Here is a 22,613-nt window from a genome sequence, read left to right as displayed (position 1 = left end):
CGAATACCGGGAAAGGATGCCACGCGCGGACTAGGACTCGGTGGACTCCACGCGCGGGAACAGCGCCTCGAGCGTGCCCACCGTGGTACCCACGGGGAGCTGACCCCAGGTGCCGGCCTCGCGCAGGGGCTGCGCGGTGAGTGCACCCAGGGTGTCCTCCACGCCGAGCGCGCTCCAGAGCTTGGTGGTGGCCTTGGGGATCGCCGGGGACAGCAGCACGGCGAGGGCGCGCAGGCCCTCGGCGGCGGTATAGAGCACGGTGCCCAGGCGCTCGCGCGTGGCATCGTCCTTGGCCAAAACCCAGGGCTCCTGCACGGTGATATAGCCGTTCAGTTCGTCCACGACGGTCCAGATGGCCGCGAGGGCATCGTGCATCTGGATGGCCTCGATCGCCGCATCGGCATCGCGCGCGGCGGCGGCCAGGGTCTCCTGCACGTGCAGATCGGCCTCGGTATAGGCACCCGGCGCGGGCAGCACACCCTCGTAATAGCGGTTGATCATCGCGATCACGCGCGAGGCGAGGTTGCCAAAACCGTTTGCCAGCTCGGCCTGATAGCGGGCCGCGAGGTCCTCCCAGCTGAACGAGCCGTCCTGGCCGAAGTGGATCGCGCGCATGAAGTAATAGCGGAACGCATCCGAGCCAAACGTATCGGTGATCTCGTTCGGGGCGATACCGGTGAGCTTGGACTTGCTCATCTTTTCGCCACCCACAAGCAGCCAGCCGTGGCCAAATACGCGGTGCGGCACGGGCAGATCCGCGGCGAGCAGCATCGCGGGCCAGATCACGGCATGGAAGCGCAGAATATCCTTGCCCACCAGGTGGGTGGCGGGCCAGTGGCGCTCAAACTCGGCGTTGTCCTGGCCGTAGCCGATCGCGGTGATGTAGTTGAGCAGTGCGTCAAACCACACATAAACCACGTGGCTATCGTCCCAGGGCACCTTCACGCCCCAGTCGAAGCTTGAGCGCGAGATGGACAGGTCGCTCAGGCCCTGGCGCACAAACTGCATAACCTCATTGCGCGCCGATTCGGGCTGCACAAACTCGGGGTTCTCCTCGTAGAGGGCCAGCAGGCGCTCGCCAAAATCGCTCATCCGGAAGAAATAATTCTTCTCCTGGAGCAGTTCGAGGGGCTTGGAGTGGATCGCACATACCTTCTGTCCGATGAAGGCACCGGTGCCGTCAACGATCTCGCTCTGCGGCTTAAACTCCTCGCAGCCCACACAGTAGAGGGCCTCGTACTCACCCGAGTAGATATAGCCGTCATCGTAGAGCTTCTGCAGGAATACCTGCACGTTCTTCTCGTGGCGGGGATCGGTGGTGCGGATGAAGTCATCGTTGGAGATATCGATGGTCTTCAGCAGCGGCTTCCAGGATTCCTCCACGAGCCTATCCGCCCACTGCTGGGGCGTGGTGCCGTTTGCGGTGGCGGTGCGCAGGATCTTCTCGCCGTGCTCATCGGTTCCGGTGAGCGACCAGGTGTCATCGCCCGCCTGGCGGTGCCAGCGCGCCAACATGTCCGCGGCCACCTCGGTATACGCATGCCCGATATGCGGGGCATCGTTTACATAGAAGATGGGCGTGGTGACATAAAAAGACTTACCGGACGACATAGAGACAATCCTAGGCCGTTTCGGGCGGCGCGTTTGCTCGGTTACGGCCCGAGCCGGAAAACGAGTCTTTTTGATCCTGATGGGGGCGTCCGCCGCGCGGATATGCGCCCGGGCCGGATGACAATCCGGGTGGGCCGCTATTTGGCGGCGAGCGCACCCTCGTAGAGATCGCGCTTGCTGATGCCGGTCTCGTTGGATACCTGCGCCGCGGCATCCTTCATCCGGGTCCCCGCGGCGGCGAGGGCCTGTACCCGCGCCACGGAGTCCTCGAGGCTATATACGGCGGCCTCGGCCCCCGCGATCACGATGCAGATTTCCCCGCGCACACCCTCTGCCGCCCATTCGGCGAGCTCGGCGGCGGTGCCGCGGCGGACCTCCTCAAAGAGCTTGGTGAGTTCGCGGCACACCACGACCCGGCGCTCCGGCCCAAAAACCTCCACGATGTCCAGCAGGCTCGCGGCCAGGCGATTCGGGGAGTCAAAAAAGACCATCGTGCGGCGTTCGCCGGCGAGCCCGCGCAGGGTGTCCCGGCGCTCGCCCTGCTTCCGCCCGAGGAATCCCTCAAAGCAGAACCGGTCGGTGGGCAGGCCCGAGACCGCAAGCGCGGATAATACGGCGCTCGGTCCAGGCAGCACGCTCACGCGCACCCCGGCGAGCGCGGCGGCCTCCACGAGGTGATAGCCGGGATCGGAGACCGTGGGCATGCCCGCATCGCTGAGCACCAGGATGTCCTCCTCGCGCGCCCGCTCCACGAGCTCCGCGGCCTTCATGCGCTCGTTATGATCGTGCAGGGCAAAAAGCTCCGGGCGGTTTGTGATCTCCAGGCCGCGCATGAGTTTAATGGCGTTGCGGGTGTCCTCGGCGGCCACGATCCGCACGGATTCCAGCGTCTCGACAAGACGCAGCGTGGCGTCGGAGAGGTTGCCGATGGGGGTCGCGCCGAGGATGATCATGACTCCAGTGTGCCACCGCCCGGGAAGATTTTCTCGCGCGGCCCCAGCCGATTCCGAGGTAGCTGGCTAACATGGCAGAGTGTCGCACACCGAATCGGACCCCGCAGAGCCCGCCCTCCCCGCTCCCCCGGCCGTTCCCCTCCCGGAAAACCCCGCCGCCGCGCAGCCGCGAGTGCCGTCCACGCCGCTTATCTCCACCCACGTCATCCCCGCGCCCGGCGAGGCGGGGCTCCCCCCGGCCACCGCCGCGCATGCCGCCCCCACGCCCGATGCCGCAGCGATCCCCCTGACCGATACCGGCCGCATCCGCGCCCTGCGCGCGGCGGGCCCCGCCGCGGCGAGCGATGCGAGTGGCCCGCGCCATGCCGAGACCCCCGCCTGGGGTGAGCTGCTGCGCGAAGGCTCGGCCGCCGCGGGCCGCACCCTGACCGCCGTGACCGGTCCGATCGGATCGCGCCTGGACGAGTTCTGGGCGCGCCTGATCTGCACCCCGGCGCGCGGCCGCCTCGTGGCCTGGCTGCTACCCACGCTGATCATCCTGCTCGCCGCGGTCCTGCGGCTGTGGAACCTCGGGTTTCCGCACGCGCTGGTCTTTGACGAGACGTTTTATGTGAAGGACGCCTGGACCCTCTGGCATAACGGTTACGAGTCCACGTGGCCGGAGGGCGCGGATGAGCGCTTTAACGCCGGCGATGTGATGGGTTTCACCACCCAGGCCTCCTATGTGGTGCATCCGCCGCTGGGCAAGTGGATCATTGGGCTTGGCATGGGCCTCTTTGGGGCCGAGAGCGCGTGGGCCTGGCGCATCACCACCGCGCTGCTGGGAATCTTCGCCGTGGGCCTGATCATGGCCGTGGCCCGCCGCCTCTTCCACTCCCGCACCCTCGCGCTTATCGCCGGTTTCCTGCTCGCCATCGACGGCCATGCCATCGTGATGAGCCGCGTCGCGATCCTCGATAACTCGGTCATGGTCCTCGCGCTGATCGGGTTCTATTGTGTGCTGCGCGATCGGCCGTGGGCAGAGAGCCGCCTCGCCTCCTATGTCTCCGCGCAGCGCTCCGCGGGGCGCGAACCCGAGTGGGGTCCCACCCTGTGGAACCGGCCGTGGGTCATCGCCGCGGGCCTCGCCTTTGGGGCCACGTCCGCCGTGAAGTGGTCGGGCCTGTATTTCCTCGCGGCCTTTGGCCTCTACCTGGTGATCGTGGATCTGCTCGCCCGCCGCCGCGCGGGCCTCCCCGCCTATTTCTCCGCGGCCATCGTGAAGCAGGGCCCCGCCACGGCACTGCTTTTTGTGATTCCCGCGGCCCTGGTCTACCTCGCCAGCTGGACCGGCTGGCTGCGCACCTCGGGCGGCTATTACCGGCAGTGGGCCGAGGACCCGGCCAATGCCTGGAACGGCCTGTTCTCCTGGGTGCCCACCGCGCTGCAGAGCCTCGTCCACTATCACCAGGAAATGTATAAATTCCATGTGGGCCTGGTGACCCCGCATAGCTATCAGGCCAACCCGCTGGGCTGGCTGGCGATGATTCGCCCCACCAGCATGTGGTACAAAACACCGCCTCCCGAGGACTGCGGGGCCGCGATCTGCTCGCAGGCGATCACCTCGATCGCGAACCCGCTGATCTGGTGGGTCGCGGTGGCCGCCACGCTCTACCTGGTCTATCGCCTGACCCGCTATATGGAGTGGCAGGTGGGCCTGATCCTGGTGGGTTTTGCGGCCGGCTATCTGCCGTGGCTGATGTATACCGAACGCACCGTCTTCCAGTTTTATACGATCGCGTTTGAGCCCTATCTGCTGCTTGCGCTCACCCTGGTGATTGGGCTGATCGTGGGTAAACGCACCGATCCCCGGCATCGCCGGGTATCCGGGCTCGCCTCGGCCGGGGTATTCCTGGGGCTGGCCGCGCTACTCTCGGTGTTCTGGTATCCGCTGTGGACGGCCACCACCGTGCCGCTGTGGTTCTGGCAGCTGCACTCCTGGATCCCCGGCTGGGTTTAGGAGCGGCTGCGCGGGGTTAGCCCTCGCGCAGCTGCTCAACCCCGCGCAAAATCAGCACCAGCGCGAGGGCGGCAAAAACCACACCCGCCACATAGAGGCCCCAGGCCGTGGCGGTGAAAAACGTGGCTACGGCAAAAACCGCGCTCAGGGCCGCCAATATCAGGAAGGTGATTCCGAGCAGGCGATGATGGGTGCCGTCTCGGCGCGAGGTATCCATGCAAAAAGTGTAGCCCGGGGTGGGCGGTACTAGTGCGCGGCATCCACCATTTTCAGACCGACCACACAGCCAACGATTCCCAGGATCAGCAGCACCTTGAGGATCGAGGCGGGCTCACCGCCAAAAATCATCGCGTATAAAACGGTCAGTGACGCGCCGATCCCCACCCAGATCGCATAGGCGGTGCCGGTGGGAATATCGCGCATGGCAAAGGCCAGGCCGGCCATACTCGCGGCGAGCGCCACGCCGAAGGTCACGGTGGGCCAGAGCCGGGTGAACCCCTCGGACTTGCCCAGTGCGGTGGCCCAGACGGCCTCCAGAACTCCGGAAATAATCAAAACGATCCACGACATAAGAGACTCCCTTTTCCGAACCATGGCATCGCCAATGGTTCCTGGTCAGTCTTGTCGCGTTCCGGGTACTGCGCCCTCGTCCGGGGAATCAACCGAGAGTCGATCCACGTCCCATTTTGGCACACTTGGGTGATTTTGGCAGGGAAAAATCCGGGCCCGGGGTTTATGACCCCGGGTTACGACATATTGCCCGCCGCCGCCGTGCGGCGCGATAGCGTGTGTTCATGGCAGATCGAGAATATGGTTTCCGCACGCGCGCGATCCATGCGGGGAATATCCCCGACCAGGCAACCGGCGCCCGCGCCCTCCCCATTTACCAGTCCACGGCCTTCGTTTTTGACGATGCCGCCGATGCCGCGAGCCGCTTTGCCCTGCAAAAATACGGCACCATCTATTCGCGCCTGGCCAATCCCACCGTCTCGGCCTTTGAGGAGCGCATCGCGAGCCTCGAGGGTGGGCTCGGGGCCGTGGCCACCGCGAGTGGGCTCGCCGCCCAGTACATTACTTTTGCAAGCCTCGCGGGTCAGGGTGACCATATCGTCGCCTCCGCGAATCTCTATGGCGGGTCCATCACCCAGCTCGATGTGACGCTGCGCCGCTTCGGCGTGGAGACCACATTTGTGCGCTCCAGCGAGGCCGCCGATTATGCCGCCGCGATCACCGAGCGCACGCGCTTCATCTTCGCCGAGACCATCGCCAACCCCTCGGGAGAGATCGCCGATATCGAGGCGCTCGCCGAGGTGGCCCATGCCCACGGCATTCCGCTGATCATCGATTCCACGCTGTCCTCCCCATATCTGAACCGGCCGTTTGAGTGGGGCGCGGATATCATCACGCACTCCGCCACCAAGTTCATCGGCGGGCACGGCACCACCCTCGGCGGCGTGGTCGTGGAATCCGGAAAATTTGACTGGTCCACCGCGAAGTTCCCGCTGTTCACCGAGCCCGTGGCCAGCTATGGCGGCCTGGAATGGTCGGGCAATTTTGGCGAATATGCGTTCCTGACCCGGCTGCGTGCCGAGCAGCTGCGTGATATCGGTCCCTCGCTCTCGGCCCATTCGGCGTTCCTGCTCGCGCAGGGCGTGGAGACCCTGCCGTTCCGGATGCAGGCACACGTGGATAATGCGCGGGCCGTGGCGGAATGGCTCGAGGCCGATCCGCGCATCGAGACCGTGTACTGGGCGGGCCTACCCAATCACCCGCACCACGAGCGCGCCCGGAAATATCTGCCGCTTGGCCCCGGCTCGGTCTTCAGCTTTGTGGTCCGCGGCGGCCGCGCGGTGGGCCAGAAGCTCATCGAATCGGTGGAGCTCGCGAGCCACCTCGCCAATGTGGGCGATGCCAAGACCCTGATCATCCACCCGGCCTCCACCACACACGCGCAGCTCACCGAGCAGCAGCTCCTCGATGCGGGTGTGCTGCCCGGCCTGGTGCGCCTGAGCGTGGGTATCGAGGATGCCGCCGATATCATCCACGACCTGGACCAGGCCCTCGGCCAGGCCACGAAGGAAAGCGCATGAGCGAGTCACTGCCCGAGGCCGGAATCAGCTGCGCCCTGCCCACCCCCTCCGCCCCCGTGGGCGAGCGCACCTGGGTGGGTCCGGATGCGCGCGAGCGGCTGCGCATCATCCAGTCGGCGCGCAGCGTGGCGATCGTGGGCGCGAGCCCCAATCCCGCCCGCTCGAGCTATTTTGTGGGCACGTATCTGCAGCAGTCCACCAATCTGCGGGTATATTTTGTGAACCCCCGCGCCGATGTGATCCTCGGCGAGAAGGCCTATCCCGATCTGGCCTCGCTGCCCGAGGTGCCCGATATCGTGGATGTTTTCCGCAAGCCCTCCGATATCCCCTCGGTCGTGGATGACGCGGTGGCCGTGGGCGCCAAGGTGCTGTGGCTGCAGCTGGGTATCTGGAACGAGGAGGCCGCGCGTGATGCCGAGGCCCGCGGGCTCACCGTGGTCATGGATCGCTGCCTCAAGATCGAGCATGCCCGCTTCCACGGCGGGCTCAACCTGATGGGCTTTGATACCGGCCAGATCAGCGCGCGCCGCCGCCGCGGCTAGCCGATTCCGCCGCCGGGTGGGTTCCAGCGGGAGCCCACCCGGCGGCCGTTAATTCCCGAATGCGGGCTGTGCCCGCGTTATGTGCCCCCTGGGAGAACCCGGCGAAGAGTTACCCCGTGTTGCGTGCCCCTCGACCCGGGGCCCGCGGGCGATTAGCGTGGAGACCATGTCCCCCGTATTTGACGGCCCCCTCGTCTCGACCCAGTGGCTCGCCGACCATCTGGGCAGCCCCACCCTCGTGGTCATCGATGCCACCGTGCGCCGCGAGCCCGACGGCACGTTCCGCTCCGGCCGCGAGGCCCATCACGGCGCGGGACATATCCCGGGCGCACAGTTCACCGAGCTGCTGCACGGCTGCGGCGAGACCGAGCCCGCGAGCATCCTCTTTGCCCGGCCCGACGCCGGCCGGCTCGCTGCCGAGATCGCCCGCCTGGGCCTCGGCGCCGAGAGCCGCGTGGTGGTTTACGATAGCGATCTGGGCCAGTGGGCGGCGCGCTTCTGGTGGCTGCTACGCAGCGCGGGCCTCGAATCCGTGGCGGTACTCGACGGCGGCCTGACCGCGTGGCTTGGCGAGCACCGCTCGGTGGAAACCGGCACCCTTATGCTCCCGGCCGATCCGCGGCCCGCGTTTATTCCCGTGCCCCGCCCCGAGCTCTGGGCCGGCCCCGAGCTGATGGGTGCGGCGCTGGATGGTTCGCGCCCCGCCACCCTGATTTCCGCGGTGCCGCGCGAGCAGTTCCGCCCGCCCGGGGCGGGTGCCCCGTCCACCACCCTGAATATTCCGCTGGCCACCCTGATGTCCGGCACCGATCACACGCTGCTGCCCGAAGGGCGCCTGCGCGAGCTTTATGCCCCCGCCCTCGCCTCGGGGCTTCCCATCATCAGCTATTGCGCCGCGGGAATCGAGGCGAGCGCAAACGCCCTTGGGCTCGCCGTGCTGGGCGCCCGGGACGTGCGCGTCTTCGACGGCAGCCTGGAATCGCTCGCCGCCTAAACCCCGGTTTTGCTCCGCGAGATAAAACGCATAAAGTTAGGGTATGCATACCTTAGAGAACGCCGGAACGATCGAGCGCACCGACCGCCCGGGCTATCGCCCGTTCCGCGTGAGCGTCGCCGCGCGCAAGACGCTCTCCCCGCACCTCGTGCGGATCACGTTTAGCGGCGAGGACCTGCACCTCTTTGGCACCGACGGCCTGGATCAGCGCGTGAAGATTGTGATGCCCGTGGACGGCATCCCGCTCTGCGACCTGGAGGCGGCCGAGCGGGGCCCCACCGATGGCGGCGGCTGGTACGACGCCTGGCGCGCCCTGCCCGATCACCTGCGCACACCGTTCCGCACCTATACGGTGCGGGCCGTGCGTCCCGCCGCGCGCGAGGTGGATATCGACTTCGTCTGGCACGGCGATGGCGGCCCCGCTGCCCGCTGGCTCGCGGGAGCCGGCGTGGGCGATCCCGCGTATATCGTGGGCCCGGATGCGCGCAGCATTCACTCCGGAATCGGCATCGACTGGCATCCCGGCGGCGCCCATAACCTGCTCCTGGTGGGCGATGAGACCGCCGCGCCCGCGATCTGCGCGATCCTGGAAACCCTCCCCTCCACCGCCCGCGGCCACGCCTACATCGAGGTCCCCACCGCGGAGGACGCCCTGTCCGTGGAACACCCCGCGGGCGTGACCCTCACCTGGCTGGCCCGCGGCGAGGCCAACCACGGCGGGGCGCTCACCGCCGCCCTCGAGGAGTGGATTGCCCGCAACCCCGCGCTGATCGAGGCCTCCCGGGCCCCGCGCCAGCAGGCGCTTGAGGACGTCGACATCGATACCGAAATTCTCTGGGAGTCGCCCGAGGCCGCGGCCACGGGCGAGCTCTATGCCTGGCTCGCGGGCGAGTCGGGCGTGATCAAAACGCTGCGCCGCATGCTGGTCACCGGCAGCGGCGTGGACCGCAAACGCGTGGCCTTTATGGGCTATTGGCGGCACGGTCGCGCCGAAATGTAGGCCGCCCCGTGGCCCCCGTTTTCGGGGGCCGCGGGCCCTGGTATTCCCCCGAATTCTCGCTAGCCTTAATGCAGGGGAAGGGGAAAGATGTTTTTGATCGGGGAAAACTCCATGTTGCGCGCGCGCTCACGCACGCTCGCCGTGGTCGAGGCCACCCCCGCGGCCCCGGTTGCCGAGAGCATCGCCGCCGCCGTGCAGCCGCTCCCCCTGCCCGCGGTAGGCGCGCCCCCGATCACCGATGCCCCCTCGGCGGTGCTCGCCCGGGCCCGCGCCACGGCCAATACGCCGCGCGGCCGCGCCAACGGCCGTCGCGCCGCCGTTTTTCTCACGTTCCTCGCGCTGCTGGCCCTCGCGATCGCCCTTCCGCAGTACTGGGAGGCGCAGGGATTTCCCCCCGCCGGCCCCGGCACCCCCGCCGTGATCGGCGAGCAGCCCCGGCAATAGTCTTTCCCCGCACTTACGCGGTAGAATAGAACGTTATGTCACTTGCAATCACGTTCCCGCCCGAGCTGCCGGTTTCGCAGAAACGCGATGAGATCGCGGCCGCCATCGCGGGTAACCAGGTTGTGATCCTGGCCGGGGCCACGGGCTCCGGAAAGACCACCCAGCTGCCCAAGATCTGCCTCGAGCTGGGCCGCGAAAATATCGGCCATACCCAGCCGCGCCGCATCGCCGCGCGCACCATCGCCGAGCGCATCGCCGAGGAACTGGGCGAGGAGGTGGGCGGCACCGTGGGCTATCAGGTGCGTTTCACCGATCGGGCAAGCGCCGATACCAAGATCAAGCTCATGACCGACGGTATTCTCCTGAACGAGATTCACCACGACCGGCTCCTGCGTCGATATGACACGATCATCATCGATGAGGCCCACGAGCGTAGCCTTAATATCGACTTTTTGCTGGGCTATCTGAAGCAGCTGCTGCCCAAGCGCCCCGATCTGAAGATCATCGTGACCTCCGCGACGATCGACCCGGAATCCTTTTCCAAACACTTTAACGATGCCCCGATCATCGAGGTCTCGGGCCGCACCTATCCCGTGGAGATCCGCTACCGCCCGCTCGTGGCCGATGCCCAGGAGGGCGAGGAAGACCCCGATGAGCCGCAGCGCGATGACCGCAACTATATCGAGGGCATCATCGAGGGCCTGGATGAGCTCGCGCGCGAATCCCTCGGCGATGTGCTGGTATTCCTCTCCGGCGAGGCCGAGATCCGCGATGCCGCCGATGCGCTGCGCGCGCATTTTGCCGGCTCCGCCGGGGGCGTCACGGAGATCCTGCCGCTTTATGGCCGGCTCAGCTCCGAGGAGCAGCACCGGGTATTCCGTCCGGGCTCGGGCGCGGGTGTGCGCCGCCGGGTAATCCTCGCAACCAACGTGGCCGAGACCAGCCTCACGGTGCCCGGCATCAAATATGTGATCGATGCCGGTACCGCGCGCATCTCGCGCTATAGCGTGCGCGCCAAGATCCAGCGCCTGCCCATCGAGGCCATCTCCCAGGCCTCCGCAAATCAGCGCTCGGGCCGCACGGGCCGCACGAGCCCCGGAATCGCGATCCGGCTGTACTCCGAGGATGATTTTTCCAAGCGTCCCGAGTTCACGGAACCCGAGGTTCTGCGCACCAACCTGGCCGCCGTGATCCTACAGATGGTCTCGCTGGGCCTCGGCGATATCGCCGCGTTCCCGTTCCTGCAGGCCCCCGAATCACGGGGCATTAAGGACGGCCTGGACCTGCTCACCGAGCTAGGTGCCGTCCAGGCCGGAACCTCGCTGACCCCGCGGCTCACCCGCGTGGGCAAGGACCTCTCCCGGCTGCCCATCGATCCGCGCTTTGCCCGGATGGTGCTGGAGTCCAAGAAACACGGCACCACCCGCGAGGTCATGGTGATCGTGGCGGCCCTGACCATTCAGGACCCGCGCGAACGCCCCGTGGAAAAACGCCAGCAGGCCGATGAATTCCATGCCCGCTTCGCCGACCCCATCAGCGATTTCCTCTCGCTGCTGGGGCTCTGGAACTATCTGGAGGAAAAGCAGCGCGAGCTGTCCTCCTCGGCGTTCCGCCGCCTGTGCAAGAGCGAGTTCCTGAACTATCTGCGCATCCGCGAATGGCAGGATGTTTACCGCCAGCTCAAGCGCCTGTCCTCCCCGCTGGGGCTGCGGGTGGGCGATCCCGCGGCCAATCCCGAGGGTGTGCACCGCTCGATCCTCGCCGGACTACTCTCCCAGATCGGCATTAAGGACGAATCGGCGGCCGCCGCCGCGGCCGCGGCCAAGAAGCGCGGCACCGGCGCGGGCGCGGGCCCACGCAAGAAGGGCGACTATATCGGCGCGCGCCAGGCCCGATTTGTGATCTTCCCCGGCTCCTCACTGATCAAAAAACAGCCCGCCGCGATCATGGCCGCCGAGCTTGTGGAAACCAGCCGGCTCTTTGCCCGCACGGTGGCCGCAATCGACCCGGCCTGGGCCGAGGAGATTGCCCCCGATCTGTGTAAACGCAATTATTCGGAGCCGCACTGGGAGAAGTCCCAGGGCGCGGTGGTGGCCTATGAGAAGGTCACGCTTTTTGGCGTGCCGATCATTCCGCGCCGCCGGGTGCAGTATTCCCGCATCGATCCCGAGGTCAGCCGCGACCTCTTCATCCGGCATGCCCTCGTGGAGCGCGACGCCGATTTCAGCCGCCTCAACCAGAAGCTCTTTGCGTTTGACCGGCAAAATGCCGGGCTGCGCCGCGAACTGGCCGAGCGCGAGGAGCGCACCCGTCGCCGCGATATCCTCTTTGACGATGAGGCCGTTTACGATTTTTATCACGCCCGCATCCCGGCCACGGTCACGGATCTGCGCGGCTTTGAGAAGTGGTGGCGCACCGAATCGGCGGCCTCCCCCAAGCTGCTCACGATGCGCCCCGAGGATCTGCTGCCCGAGGACGCCGAGGAGATCGACGTCACGCTCTTCCCGCCCATCTGGGTGCAGGGCGATCAAAGGCTCACGCTGCGCTATCGCTTTGAGCCCGGCACGGCCGATGACGGGGTGACCGTGGTGGTGCCGCTAGCGCTGCTGCCGCGGATCTCCCCGCTGGGCTTTGACTGGCAGGTTCCGGGGCTGCGCGCCGAGCTGGTCACGGCGATGATTAAGTCCCTCCCCAAGCCCATCCGGCGCAATGTGGTGCCCGCGGCCGATTGGGCCGCGAAGCTGCTCGCGGATCTGCCCGCCGATCCGCCCCAGCCCAATGGCACGCAGGACGATACCCTCGCGGCGCGGCTCGCCATCGCGATTAAACGCCAGGTCTATATCCCGGTTGAGGCCTCCGATTTTGACGTGAATCGCATTCCCGATCACCTGCGGATCAGCTTCCGCGCGGTGGATGAGCGCGGGCGCGCGCTCGGCGTGGAAAAGGATCTCACGCTCCTGCAGGCCAAGCTCGCCGAAAAAACCCGCACCCAGGTGGCCAAGGTGGCCCAGGCCCGCCGCGCCGATCCGATCGAGCGCACCGGACTCACCAAATGGGACTTTGACGAGCTGCCGCGCTTCATCGACAGCGATCAGGGCGGACATACCGTGCGCGGCTATCCGGCGCTCGTGGATCACCGCGATTCCGTGGCCATCGAAATCATGGCCACCGAGGCCGATCAACTGCGCGCGCTGCCCGGCGGCGTGCGCCGCCTGCTGCTCCTGCAGACGGCCTCGCCGGTGTCCTATGTCCAAAACCATCTCACGGCCCCCGAGAAGCTCACGCTCGCCGCGAGCCCGTATCCCTCCACCCCGGCGCTCTTTGAGGACTGCCTCGCGGCATGCATTAACGACGTGCTGTATCGAATGAATCCGAGCGGTGCAGTGTTTATGCGGGCCGAGTTTGAGAAGATCCGCGATCGGGTATCCCAGTCGGTCATGAACTCGATGTTTGAGACCGTCTCGCTCGTTTCGCGTGTGCTCGGGGCTGCCCGCGAGGCCGATAAGGCGCTGTCCTCCGCGACCAGCCTGAGCCTGCTGCCCGCGCTGGCGGATATGAAGGCCCAGCGCGCGGGCCTGGTCTATCCGGGTTTTGTCTCGGCCACCGGCCTCACCCGGCTGCGGGATCTGCCGCGCTATCTCGCCGGGATCACGCATCGTGCGCAGCGGCTGCCGGATAATCCCAATCGCGATCGCGCCTGGCAAAACGATATCGAGGCGGCCACGGCGCGCTTCACCGCCGCGGGCGGGAAGATCCCCCTGCCCGAACACGCCGCGGAAAACCTGGTGCGGGCGCGCTGGATGCTGGAGGAGTTCCGGATCAGCCTATTTGCGCAGCATCTGGGCACCAGCGAGTCCACGTCCCTGCAGCGCATCACCAAGGTTCTGGACGCCGGCTAGCCGGACACGGGCGGGCGGGGAATGCAAATTCCCCGCCCGTTTTTTGTCACGCTGATTACACGGTGCGTCACGCGGCTTCATATTTCGACTTATAGCCCGCCCGGGCTTGCCCGGATCGTTCCCGCGGAGCATCGTGGAGGGCAGACCCATACCCGCGGCGGGGAATAAATTCACCCCGCGGAGGGTCTGACTCTATATGCGTAATAACCGAGGAGAACCCGAGCAGATGACCAGTGCAGCGAATATCCTGCCCGAACCCGCGGATACCCCCGAGGTATTGCGCGCGGTGGCATCCGATGTGGTGTCCGGCGCCGAGGCCGAGCAGGAGGCCGTGGGCTTTGATGCCGGGCTGGCCCCCGATGACTTTAAGGCCGCCTTCCGCAACCACCCCGCGGGCGTGGCCGTGGTCACCGCCGATGACGGCACCGGGCCCGTGGCCATGACCGTCACCTCGGTTTTTTCGGTCAGCGCCGATCCCGCGCTGCTGGTATTTTCGGTCTCCGATCTGTCCTCCAGCGCCAAGACCATCATTGCCGCCGATACCCTCGTGGTGCACCTGCTGGGTGCCGATCAGCTGGATATTGCGCAGCTCGGGGCCACGAGCGGCATCGATCGTTTTGCCGATACCTCGCTGTGGTCGCGCCTGATCACGGGTGAGCCGTTTTATCCCTCCGCCCAGACCTGGATCCGCGGCCGGGTGGTGAATAGCCTGCGCGCGGGTGCCTCCACCGTCGTGGTGGTACACGCCCTGCAGGCCAATGCCCCGGAGCCCGGAAGCCCCGAGGCCGAGGCCCACGAGACCCGCCCGCTGGTTTATCACAACCGCACGTGGCATAAGCTCGATGCCCAGAGCGAGCTGCCGCCCACCGCGAAGAAGTAGCGCCGCGCGGTTTCACGCCCGAGGCCCCCGTCCCTGCCCCGGCAGGGACGGGGGCTTTTTCGCGCCGGGAATCGGATAATTATCCGCGGCAGCCATAGGAAACGCCGGTCACAGGTGCTATCTTCTGATCAAAGCGAAGGAGCACAGCATGTCAGAGAATACTGTCGGCGAGCCCGACGAAAATAGCACGGTCCCGGAGGGTGCCGCGGCACCGGATGAGTCCCATCCCCGGGCCTATCCCGCCGAGGCCGGCGTGACCGAGCCCGCCTATCCCGCCCCGGAGAGCCTCGGGGCAGAGGCACATGCTGCCCCCGGCGCCGAGGCGGCCTTTGACCGTGCGGCCCCCGCCGGCCGCGAACCCGCCTATCCCGCACCCGAGAGCCTCGGGGCCGAGGCACACGCCCCCGGCCACTTTGCCCCGGGTGGGCCCGGGGTGCCTCCCGCGCCCCCGGTCGCGGGCTATCCGGCCCCGGCCGCGCCTGCGCAGGGCTATGGGCAGGCCCCCGTGCCGGGCAAAACGCTGGGCATCGTCGGGTTTATCCTCGCGTTCCTCGGTCCGCTCTCGCTCGTGGGCCTCGTCCTGAGCATCGTGGCGCTTATGCAGTCCAAGCGTGCGCAGGTATCCAATGGCCTCGCGGTGGCCGGAATTGTGGTCGCCTCCATCGTGCTGGTCGGCAGCATCATCTCGATCTTCGGGATGATCGCGGTACTTTTTGGGTTCGCCTCGGTCTGCGGGGAGCTGGGTCCGGGCGTGCACAGCTATCAGGGCGGCACGATCAGCTGCGGCTAGTTCCGATTTCGGCCGCGGCTCCCGCGCGGGGGCCGCGGCCAGCGCCGCGGCGATGCCTAGGCGGGGCCGCCGGCGAGGTCGGAGGCGATGCTCTCCCCGATTCGGGTGAGGAGCCCGGCGGCCCCCGCCATACTCCGCACGGGATCCGGCTCCAGATCGCTCAGTCGATAGCGCGCGGCAAATCCCGCGTCGTGGAGTCGCTGCTCGGGTAAATCGCTGATTCCGCATACCGCGATCACGGGAACCCCCGCGGCGCGGGCGGCCGCGGCCACCCCCATCGGTGTTTTACCGCCCAGGCTCTGCGCGTCGAGGCTCCCCTCGCCCGTGATCACCAGATCGGCCCCGGCGAGGGCCTCGGCCAGGCCCGCCAGCTCGAGGATCACCGCGGTGCCCGGCTCGCGTTTGGCGCCCAGCAGCATAAGCGAGCCAAATCCCAGACCGCCCGCGGCCCCGGCCCCCGGCGCCTCGGCGCACTCGGCCGCGCGCGGCACCCCGGCGCGTTCCAGGCACTCCATCAGGCGGCGAAGTCCCGACTCCAGCACCGCGATATCGGCATAATCGGCGCCCTTCTGCGGCCCAAAGATCGCCGCCGCACCCCGGGGACCCAGCAGGGGATTATCCACATCGCTGGCCAGAATAAACTCGGTCCGCGCGATCCGCGGGTCCAGGCCCGCGGTCTCCACGCGGTCTAGCTCGCGGAGCGCCGCCCCGCCATCGGCCAGTGCGTCGCCGCGGGCATCATAGAGCCCCAACCCCAGGGCCGCGAGGGCTCCCGCGCCGCCGTCGGTGCAGGCACTTCCGCCAATCGCGAGGATCACCCGGGTCGCGCCGCGATCCAGCGCCTCCCGAATCAGCTCCCCGGTTCCCCGGCTGCTCGCGGTGCGGGCGCGGCGAATCCCGCCCGGCAGCGCGTCCAGGCCGGAGGCCTCCGCCATCTCCACGAGGGCCTCGCGCCCGCCCCCGGATCGCTCGCGCAGGCCAAGGGCGGCGCGGACCGGCTCCCCGGTGGGTCCGCTCACCGTGGCCTCGTAGCGGGTGAAGCCCGCGCGCAAAGCGGCATCCAGGCTGCCCTCGCCGCCATCGGCCACCGGAACCGTCACGATTCGGGCCTCGGGCAGGCCCGCAAGCAGCCCGCGGGTGAGCGCCCGCGCCACCCCGGCCCCGTCCAGGGAACCCTTAAACTTATCGGCGGCAATCACGATGCGGGGACGGGCGTTCCGGGGCGCGCTCATGCGGGTCTCCTAGGTTCTGGGCCGGGGAGCGCAGCGGGGCGTCCTCGGCGGCGAGGGCTCCCCGCGGGTGATCGCACTGCGGTGCGACTGCGGGGATGCACCCCACGATATCCGCAACCGCGGGAGTCCGGGGCTTAGGCGCGCAGCCAGGAGAGTACGGCGAGCACACGACGATGATCGCTGCCGGAATCCTCCAGGCCCAGCTTGCCAAAGATCGCGGTGACATTTTTCTCCACCGCGCCCTGCCCGATCATGAGTCGCTCCGAGATGGCCCGGTTGGTCAGGCCCTCGGCCATCAGCTCCAGGACCTCGCGCTCGCGCGGCGTGAGCGTGGCCAGCGGATCGCGGTGGCGCGAGAACAGCGCGCCCACCACCTCGGGGTCCAGCACGGTGCCGCCCTCGGCCACGCGGATCACCGCCGAGCGAATATCCTCAAGCGAGGCCACCCGGTCCTTCAGCAGATAGCCCAGCCCGGATGCGCCCGCCGCCAGGAGTTCCTGGGCATAAACGCTCTCGACGTATTGGCTCAGCAACAGGATGCCAATTTCGGGCCAGCGGCGGCGGATCTCGATGGCCGCCAGCACACCCTCATCGCGGAATGTGGGGGGCATCCGCACGTCGAGCACGAGGGCGCGCGGCCGCCGGTCGGCGGGCACCGATTCCAAGAATGCGATCAGTTCCACGGCGTCCCCGCAGGACGCGACCGTATTAAAGCCGGCCTCGGCAAAGAGCCGGACCAGGCCCTCGCGCAGCAGGACGGAGTCATCGGCCACGGCTATCCGCAGGGGTTCACTGGTCATAACCCCCATTATCCCGTGCGGCCGGGGGTGCGGTGTATCGCCGCCGCGCGATGACGCACCGCCGGGCGCACCCGCGGGGTGCGCCCGGCGGTACCGGCTAGCCGAGCGGGATCGTGGCGTCCACCACGGTGGGTCCACCGAGGGGGCTGTGTACCGCGAGGGTTCCGCGCAGTCCCCGCACCCGGCCGTCGAGCCCGGCCAGGCCGTGTCCGGGGCGGGCGAGGGCTCCACCCTGCCCGGCATCGCTGACCCGCAGCCACAGGGTATCCGCGGGGGTGCCCTCCCCTCCCGAGGGGATGAGCGACAGGGAGATATCCGCGGCGGCGGCCCCCGAGTGCTTCACCGCATTGGTCAGCAGTTCGGAGACGATGAAATACGCGCCGAGTTCCACCTCGGGCTTTAACACCACGGATTCCGGAAGGTCGTTATGCACGGTCACGGCGAGCGGGCTGGACTCGGCCATCGCCGCGACGGCCGCGATCAGTCCGCGGTCCTGGAGCAGGGGCGGGGCAAAGCCGCGCGAGAGCGCGCGCAACTCGTCCAGGGTGGCCCCGGCGTGGCCGCGGGCCTCGCTGAGGATCTGTCCGGCCCACTCGGGGTCCTCCGCGCTCAGGGCGCGCTCGGCGGCGGCAAGATCCATCTGCAGGCGGATCAGGCGCTGCTGCGGTCCGTCATGAATATCGCGTTCCAGGCGGCGCAGGCCCACGTTTTCGGCGGAGACGGCGGCGCTGCGCGAGGCCGAGAGGCTGCTGATCTCCTCGGCCAGATCATCCGAGTGATAGCGTCCGAGCATCTGCGCGGCCACCACGCGGTGCAGCGAGACCAGGCCATCGAGGATCAGCGGGAGCAGCGCCAGCATCACCACGCCCAGCGCGATATTGGTTATATCGGTCACGAGGTTGGGGTTGGCGATCATTCCCGCGGGAAGAATCAGCGCCAGAAGGTCACCGATCTGCTGATTATCGGGACCCACCGGGATGAAGTGACGCCAATACCAGGACGTGGTTCCGGCGAGGGCCACCGAGACGGCACCAAGCATCAGGGTCCAGGTGAACAGGCCCAGCACCGGCTGCACAATTCCGGCATAGAGCAGATAGCCCCAGCGGTGCGGATCGCGCAGCATCTCGCCGATCACGCTCAGGGGCCCGCCGCCGGTGGGGCGCCAGACCGGTCGCGGGAGGCTGTCTCGGCGCACCGCCTCGAGGCGGCGCAGCTCCATTTCGCCCCAGCCGCGGGCCGTCATAAACATCGCGATGAGGATAAAAACACCGATATAGAGGATCAGGAGGCTCAGCCCCAGCGAGAAGAGCGTGATAAAAACCACGAGGCCCGCGACCGCGATAAAAAACGTGGGGATGAGATAGCCCAGGTTGGGGAGCACCCGGGCCCAGCGCGCGCCATAGCCGCGCCGATAGCCGGGGTCTATGCCGCGGTCCGGGGCGAGGAAGGGTGCCGGGGTGGGGATACTTTCATTCATTGCCATGTCTCAATTCTGCGCGGCGGGGAGGATATCCGATATGACGCCTACCCCCGGGTTTCTCCGGGGGTTATCCCCCCTAGCGCGCGGGACCGGTCTCCACCGGCAGGTCATCGCGCCGGGACCACTGGCTCCAGGAACCGGGATAAATATCCGCGGCGATTCCGGCCTCGGCGAGGGCGAGTGCGGCATGGGCCGCGGTGATGCCCGAACCGCAGGAGGTGCCCAGCGGCTCGCCGCTATCGATTCCGACCTCTGCAAGCAACCCGCGCAGGCGCGCCGGAGACATAAACAGGCCGTCCTCCAGATAGTGCAGAAACGGCAGGTTCCGGGCCCCCGGAATATGGCCGGCGCGGGGGTCCATGGGCTCATTCTCGCCGCGGAATCTTTCGGCCGCCCGCACATCCAGGAGGCCACCCGCGGCGGCCCGTTCCCCCGCGGCCCGGGCGTCCAGGACGCCCGCGGTGGAATAGCCGGGGAGCGTCACGGTGCCCGGCTCGGGGATCACATCGCCGCTATCGAGCGGATGACCCGCCGCGGTCCAGGCCGCGAGCCCACCATTTAGCACCCGCAGGCCGGGAAGGCCGGCCTGCCGCAGCAGCCACCAGGCACGCGCGGCGGGCAGCTGGTGGAAGTTGTCTTAGGCGATCACGGTGCTGCCGGGGTGCAGGCCCCAGCGGCGGGCGGCGGCGCGCAGGTCCTCGATCTCCGGGACCGGATGCCTGCCCTCGGTGGCCGGCAAGCCCGGGGCCGCCAATTCGGTGTCCAGGTCCACATAGACTGCACCGGGCAGATGTCCCTCGCGATACTCCGCGCGGCCATCGGGGCGGTCGAGCCGCCAGCGCACGTCAAGAATGACCACGGGCTCGGAACCGGCCAGTAGCGTATGCAGTTCCGCGACGGAAATCAGGTTGCTCATGCCCTCCACCCTAATCCCCGAGGGGGCAGGGGTCGGCGGCGAAAACTCGACTCCGGGCCTTTCCGGGGAGAATCGCCGCCGACGGGGCACGCGCCACCCCGGCGCGGCCGCGCCCACGCGTAGGGAGCAGGGCGCGGCCGTTATCGGCCGGGGATCGGCAATCGGGGACAGCCAGGTCACAACCGGGTGACCCCGCCCGGCACGACTAGGGATCGGGCCGGGGCATCGTGTGGCACCCGTCTTCCCACGGGCGCCCTCCCCCTATCGCTCCGCACCACGCACGAGGGGCGGCATGGACGGGCGATACTGCGAGGGCTTTCACCCTCATGAATAAAAGACACCGCCGCTATCGCGTTTTTACGGGTCGGTCGCAAATTCACCGAAACGCTGTCGCTAGGCCGCCCGCACGCTGCGCTCGGCGATTCCGAGGATCACCCGGCGGGGCAGCAGCCTGGTCACGCAGCGGGCAATCAGGGCATTGGCCGCGCCGTCCACAAAGCTCGGCTTTCCACCCTCGAGTTCGCGGAGAGTGCGCTCAACCAGGAGCCGCGGCGAGCGTTTGGTACCCGAGGCCGCGGCCTCCCCCGCCGTCTCAAAAAACGCGGTATCGGTGGCCCCGGGGCAGACCGCCAGAATGCGGATCCCGTGCCGGCGGTTCTCGGCCCACAGCGCCTCGGTGAAGGAGAGAACAAAGGCCTTGGCCGCCCCATATACCGCCATATGTGGCAGCGGTTGGAACGCCGCGGTGGAGGCGATATTCACGATCGTGCCGCGCCCGCGTTCCCGCATTGCCGGGAGGAATCGGGCGGTGAGGTCGGCGAGTGTGGAGCAGTTGAGCTGGATCTGTTCCACCATGCGGACCGGATCCGCGTCCACGATATCGCCGTGTGTGGCGAAACCGGCGTTATTCACCAGGGTGTTGATCTCCAGGCCCATCCGCCGCGTGGTTTCGACCAGGGCCTCGGCCGATCCCGGTCGCGCCAGGTCCAGGGCGATCACCTCGACGCGGATGCCGTGCGCTGCCCTGAGTTCCGCGGCCAGCCGTTCCAGTTTTTTCTCGCTGCGGGCGACCAGGATCAGGCCGTGTCCGCGGGCGGCATAGGCCCGCGCGAATTGTTCGCCGATTCCCGAGGAAGCTCCCGTGATGAGTATAGACATTGATTTCTCCAAACCGCATAGTTCGTTTGTTTTTTAATGAAGGAAAACGGCGGGATCCGCCGCCCGGGCCTCAGGCCCGGATTCCCGTTTCCAGAAGGGATACCAGGAGGCGCGCCCGCCGGGTAAACGCCGCGCGCTCATCCTCACCGAGGGCGTCACTGATGGCCTTCAGCCCGTCAAAGGAGGCCACCACGGCCACGGCCACATCGGCGGCCGAATGCCGCTTATCAAACACTCCCTGCCGCTGCCCGCGCCGAATTACCTCATCCATCAGGGCAATCCAATCGGTCATGGGCCCCGCGGAGGCCGCGATATCCGCCGCCGAGTGCACGCCCACCTGCTCGGCGAGACGCACCACGCTCCATGTGGACTCATCCGCGGATGAGAGGCGGATCAGCAGTTCGGCGAGCCGCCGAAACTGCTCCAGCGCCTCGGTGCTGGATTCGACCTCATCGCGCGCGAGCTCCAGCCAGCGCCGCTTATGATCCTCCACCACGGCCCAGGCCAGCGCCTCCTTCGAGGCGAAGTGAAAATAAACGGCACCCTTGGTAAGACCGGTCGCCGCAAAGATATCGTCCATGCGCGTGCCGGCATAACCCTGCCGCGCAAAAACGCCGGCGGCCGCGGCCAAAATTGCCTGCCGCGTTGCCACCCCCTTGGGAGTCTTGCCCGCCATATGCGTCCCTTCGTTCCCCTCAGAATAAAACCGCATAGTCGGTCTGTCAAACGGGTGACGCATTTCAGCCCCGCTCGCGCGCAAAAGGCCCGACCCGCGAGTACTCACGAGCCGGGCCTCAAAACCTCGGAGAAACGGGCTAGAAGTCCCAGTCCTCGTCCTCGGTGACCACTGCCTTGCCGATCACATAGGATGAGCCCGAACCGCTGAAGAAGTCGTGGTTCTCGTCCGAGTTGGGCGAGAGGGCCGACAGGATTGCGGGGTTCACATCGGTCACGGCCTTCGGGAACATCGGCTCGAAGCCGAGGTTCATCAGGGCCTTATTGGCGTTATAGTGCAGGAACTTCTTGACGTCCTCGGTCAGGCCGACGTTATCGTAGAGGTCCTGCGTATAGTGCACCTCGTTGTCGTACAGCTCATAAAGCAGGTTGAAGGTATAGTCCTTCAGCTCCTCCTGGCGCTCCGGGGTTTCCTTATTATAGGCAACCTGGAACTTATAGCCGATGTAATAACCGTGCACTGCCTCATCGCGGATGATCAGGCGGATCAGGTCGGCCGTGTTGGTGAGCTTCGCGCGGCTGGACCAGTACATCGGCAGGTAGAAGCCCGAGTAGAACAGGAACGATTCCAGCAGCGTGGACGCGATCTTGCGCTTCAGGGGGTCGTCTCCGCGGTAATAACCGAGGATGATCTGCGCCTTCTTCTGCAGATTCTGGTTTTCCTCCGACCAGCGGAACGCCTCGTCGATCTCCTTGGTGGAGGCCAGCGTGGAGAAGATGGAGGAATAGCTCTTGGCGTGCACCGACTCCATGAACGCGATATTGGTATATACCGCCTCCTCGTGGGGGGTGATCGCATCGGGGATCAGCGAGACAGCACCCACGGTGCCCTGGATGGTATCCAGGAGCGTAAGACCCGTGAATACCCGCATCGTCATGAGCTTCTCATCCTCGGTGAGGGTGGCCCAGGACTGGACGTCATTGGACAGCGGAATCTTTTCCGGAAGCCAGAAGTTATTGCACAGCCGGTTCCAGACCTCGACGTCTTTTTCGTCCTCGATCTTATTCCAGTTGATCGCGTGCACCGCGCTCACGAGCTTAAGCTTTTCAGCCAATGTCTATTTCCTTCACTCTTTATGGTTGACCGGGC

At 67.0% G+C, this 22,613-nt stretch carries 21 protein-coding genes and 1 riboswitch; of the genes, 9 read left to right on the top strand and 12 right to left on the bottom strand.

The annotated features are described in order from the left end of the window. Positions 1–30: 30 nt before the first annotated feature. On the bottom strand, positions 31–1,611 hold the full coding sequence (gene metG / locus KXZ72_RS13445; protein ID WP_226081441.1) for a methionine--tRNA ligase: 1,581 nt from the start codon (positions 1,609–1,611) through the stop codon (positions 31–33). Between the two features lie 137 nt (positions 1,612–1,748). After that, positions 1,749–2,564: a 16S rRNA (cytidine(1402)-2'-O)-methyltransferase gene (gene rsmI / locus KXZ72_RS13440; protein ID WP_226081440.1), complete on the bottom strand. Its 816-nt coding sequence runs from the start codon at positions 2,562–2,564 to the stop codon at positions 1,749–1,751. 79 nt (positions 2,565–2,643) lie between these two features. Between rsmI and KXZ72_RS13435 the strand changes: the two genes are divergently transcribed. Beyond that, on the top strand, positions 2,644–4,563 hold the full coding sequence (locus KXZ72_RS13435) for a dolichyl-phosphate-mannose--protein mannosyltransferase (RefSeq protein WP_226081439.1): 1,920 nt from the start codon (positions 2,644–2,646) through the stop codon (positions 4,561–4,563). 16 nt (positions 4,564–4,579) lie between these two features. Here KXZ72_RS13435 and KXZ72_RS13430 read toward each other — a convergent pair whose 3' ends face one another. Further along, positions 4,580–4,780: a hypothetical protein gene (locus tag KXZ72_RS13430; RefSeq protein ID WP_226081438.1), complete on the bottom strand. Its 201-nt coding sequence runs from the start codon at positions 4,778–4,780 to the stop codon at positions 4,580–4,582. 29 nt (positions 4,781–4,809) lie between these two features. Then, positions 4,810–5,133 carry a DMT family transporter gene (locus tag KXZ72_RS13425; RefSeq protein ID WP_226081437.1) on the bottom strand — a complete coding sequence of 108 codons (324 nt, stop codon included), beginning with the start codon at positions 5,131–5,133 and terminating at the stop codon, positions 4,810–4,812. A 40-nt stretch (positions 5,134–5,173) separates the two neighbouring features. After that, positions 5,174–5,241, bottom strand: a riboswitch (guanidine-III (ykkC-III) riboswitch). Between the two features lie 116 nt (positions 5,242–5,357). On the opposite strand from KXZ72_RS13425, the gene KXZ72_RS13420 reads away from it, so the two are divergent. The 8 genes from KXZ72_RS13420 to KXZ72_RS13385 all read left to right on the top strand — a co-directional run bounded on the left by KXZ72_RS13420 (position 5,358) and on the right by KXZ72_RS13385 (position 15,202). Continuing rightward, entirely contained in the window at positions 5,358–6,653 is a 1,296-nt protein-coding gene (locus KXZ72_RS13420; protein ID WP_226081436.1) for an O-acetylhomoserine aminocarboxypropyltransferase/cysteine synthase family protein, read from the top strand. After that, entirely contained in the window at positions 6,650–7,195 is a 546-nt protein-coding gene (locus tag KXZ72_RS13415; protein ID WP_226081435.1) for a CoA-binding protein, read from the top strand. The genes KXZ72_RS13420 and KXZ72_RS13415 overlap by 4 nt, the downstream gene beginning before the upstream one ends. Positions 7,196–7,361: 166 nt before the next feature. Beyond that, on the top strand, positions 7,362–8,189 hold the full coding sequence (locus KXZ72_RS13410; protein ID WP_226081434.1) for a sulfurtransferase: 828 nt from the start codon (positions 7,362–7,364) through the stop codon (positions 8,187–8,189). 43 nt (positions 8,190–8,232) lie between these two features. Further along, positions 8,233–9,189 carry a siderophore-interacting protein gene (locus tag KXZ72_RS13405; RefSeq protein ID WP_226081433.1) on the top strand — a complete coding sequence of 319 codons (957 nt, stop codon included), beginning with the start codon at positions 8,233–8,235 and terminating at the stop codon, positions 9,187–9,189. Positions 9,190–9,300: 111 nt separating this feature from the next. Next, positions 9,301–9,633, top strand: a complete 333-nt coding sequence (locus KXZ72_RS13400) for a hypothetical protein (protein WP_226081432.1) — start codon at positions 9,301–9,303, stop codon at positions 9,631–9,633. Positions 9,634–9,668: 35 nt separating this feature from the next. Beyond that, positions 9,669–13,532, top strand: coding sequence for an ATP-dependent RNA helicase HrpA (hrpA, locus tag KXZ72_RS13395; protein WP_226081431.1), 3,864 nt, complete (start codon positions 9,669–9,671; stop codon positions 13,530–13,532). 226 nt (positions 13,533–13,758) lie between these two features. Continuing rightward, positions 13,759–14,412: a flavin reductase family protein gene (locus KXZ72_RS13390; protein ID WP_226081430.1), complete on the top strand. Its 654-nt coding sequence runs from the start codon at positions 13,759–13,761 to the stop codon at positions 14,410–14,412. Positions 14,413–14,560: 148 nt separating this feature from the next. Then, positions 14,561–15,202 carry a DUF4190 domain-containing protein gene (locus tag KXZ72_RS13385; RefSeq protein ID WP_226081429.1) on the top strand — a complete coding sequence of 214 codons (642 nt, stop codon included), beginning with the start codon at positions 14,561–14,563 and terminating at the stop codon, positions 15,200–15,202. Between the two features lie 56 nt (positions 15,203–15,258). On the opposite strand, the gene KXZ72_RS13380 is transcribed toward KXZ72_RS13385, so the two are convergent. The 8 genes from KXZ72_RS13380 to nrdF form a co-directional block, all read right to left on the bottom strand. Next, positions 15,259–16,434: a glycerate kinase gene (locus KXZ72_RS13380; protein WP_226081428.1), complete on the bottom strand. Its 1,176-nt coding sequence runs from the start codon at positions 16,432–16,434 to the stop codon at positions 15,259–15,261. A gap of 134 nt (positions 16,435–16,568) precedes the next feature. Continuing rightward, complete coding sequence (locus KXZ72_RS13375) at positions 16,569–17,234, bottom strand: response regulator (protein WP_226081427.1); 666 nt, start codon at positions 17,232–17,234, stop codon at positions 16,569–16,571. Positions 17,235–17,331: 97 nt separating this feature from the next. Beyond that, entirely contained in the window at positions 17,332–18,717 is a 1,386-nt protein-coding gene (locus tag KXZ72_RS13370) for a sensor histidine kinase (RefSeq protein ID WP_226081426.1), read from the bottom strand. A 73-nt stretch (positions 18,718–18,790) separates the two neighbouring features. Beyond that, positions 18,791–19,279, bottom strand: coding sequence for a sulfurtransferase (locus KXZ72_RS14765; RefSeq protein WP_318999874.1), 489 nt, complete (start codon positions 19,277–19,279; stop codon positions 18,791–18,793). 72 nt (positions 19,280–19,351) lie between these two features. Then, positions 19,352–19,630: a sulfurtransferase gene (locus KXZ72_RS14760; RefSeq protein WP_318999873.1), complete on the bottom strand. Its 279-nt coding sequence runs from the start codon at positions 19,628–19,630 to the stop codon at positions 19,352–19,354. 393 nt (positions 19,631–20,023) lie between these two features. Further along, the gene (locus KXZ72_RS13360; protein WP_226081425.1) at positions 20,024–20,788 is read right to left on the bottom strand and encodes an SDR family NAD(P)-dependent oxidoreductase; all 765 of its coding nucleotides are present in this window, start codon (positions 20,786–20,788) and stop codon (positions 20,024–20,026) included. A gap of 70 nt (positions 20,789–20,858) precedes the next feature. Further along, positions 20,859–21,464: a TetR/AcrR family transcriptional regulator gene (locus tag KXZ72_RS13355; protein ID WP_226081424.1), complete on the bottom strand. Its 606-nt coding sequence runs from the start codon at positions 21,462–21,464 to the stop codon at positions 20,859–20,861. A 139-nt stretch (positions 21,465–21,603) separates the two neighbouring features. Continuing rightward, complete coding sequence (nrdF, locus tag KXZ72_RS13350; protein WP_226081423.1) at positions 21,604–22,578, bottom strand: class 1b ribonucleoside-diphosphate reductase subunit beta; 975 nt, start codon at positions 22,576–22,578, stop codon at positions 21,604–21,606. Positions 22,579–22,613: the final 35 nt, after the last annotated feature.

The organism is Mycetocola spongiae (genome assembly GCF_020424085.1).
GTDB lineage: Bacteria > Actinomycetota > Actinomycetes > Actinomycetales > Microbacteriaceae > Mycetocola > Mycetocola spongiae.
The sequence above is the reverse complement of the archived record's forward strand: the minus strand, read 5'-3'. Positions and strand labels throughout refer to the sequence as shown.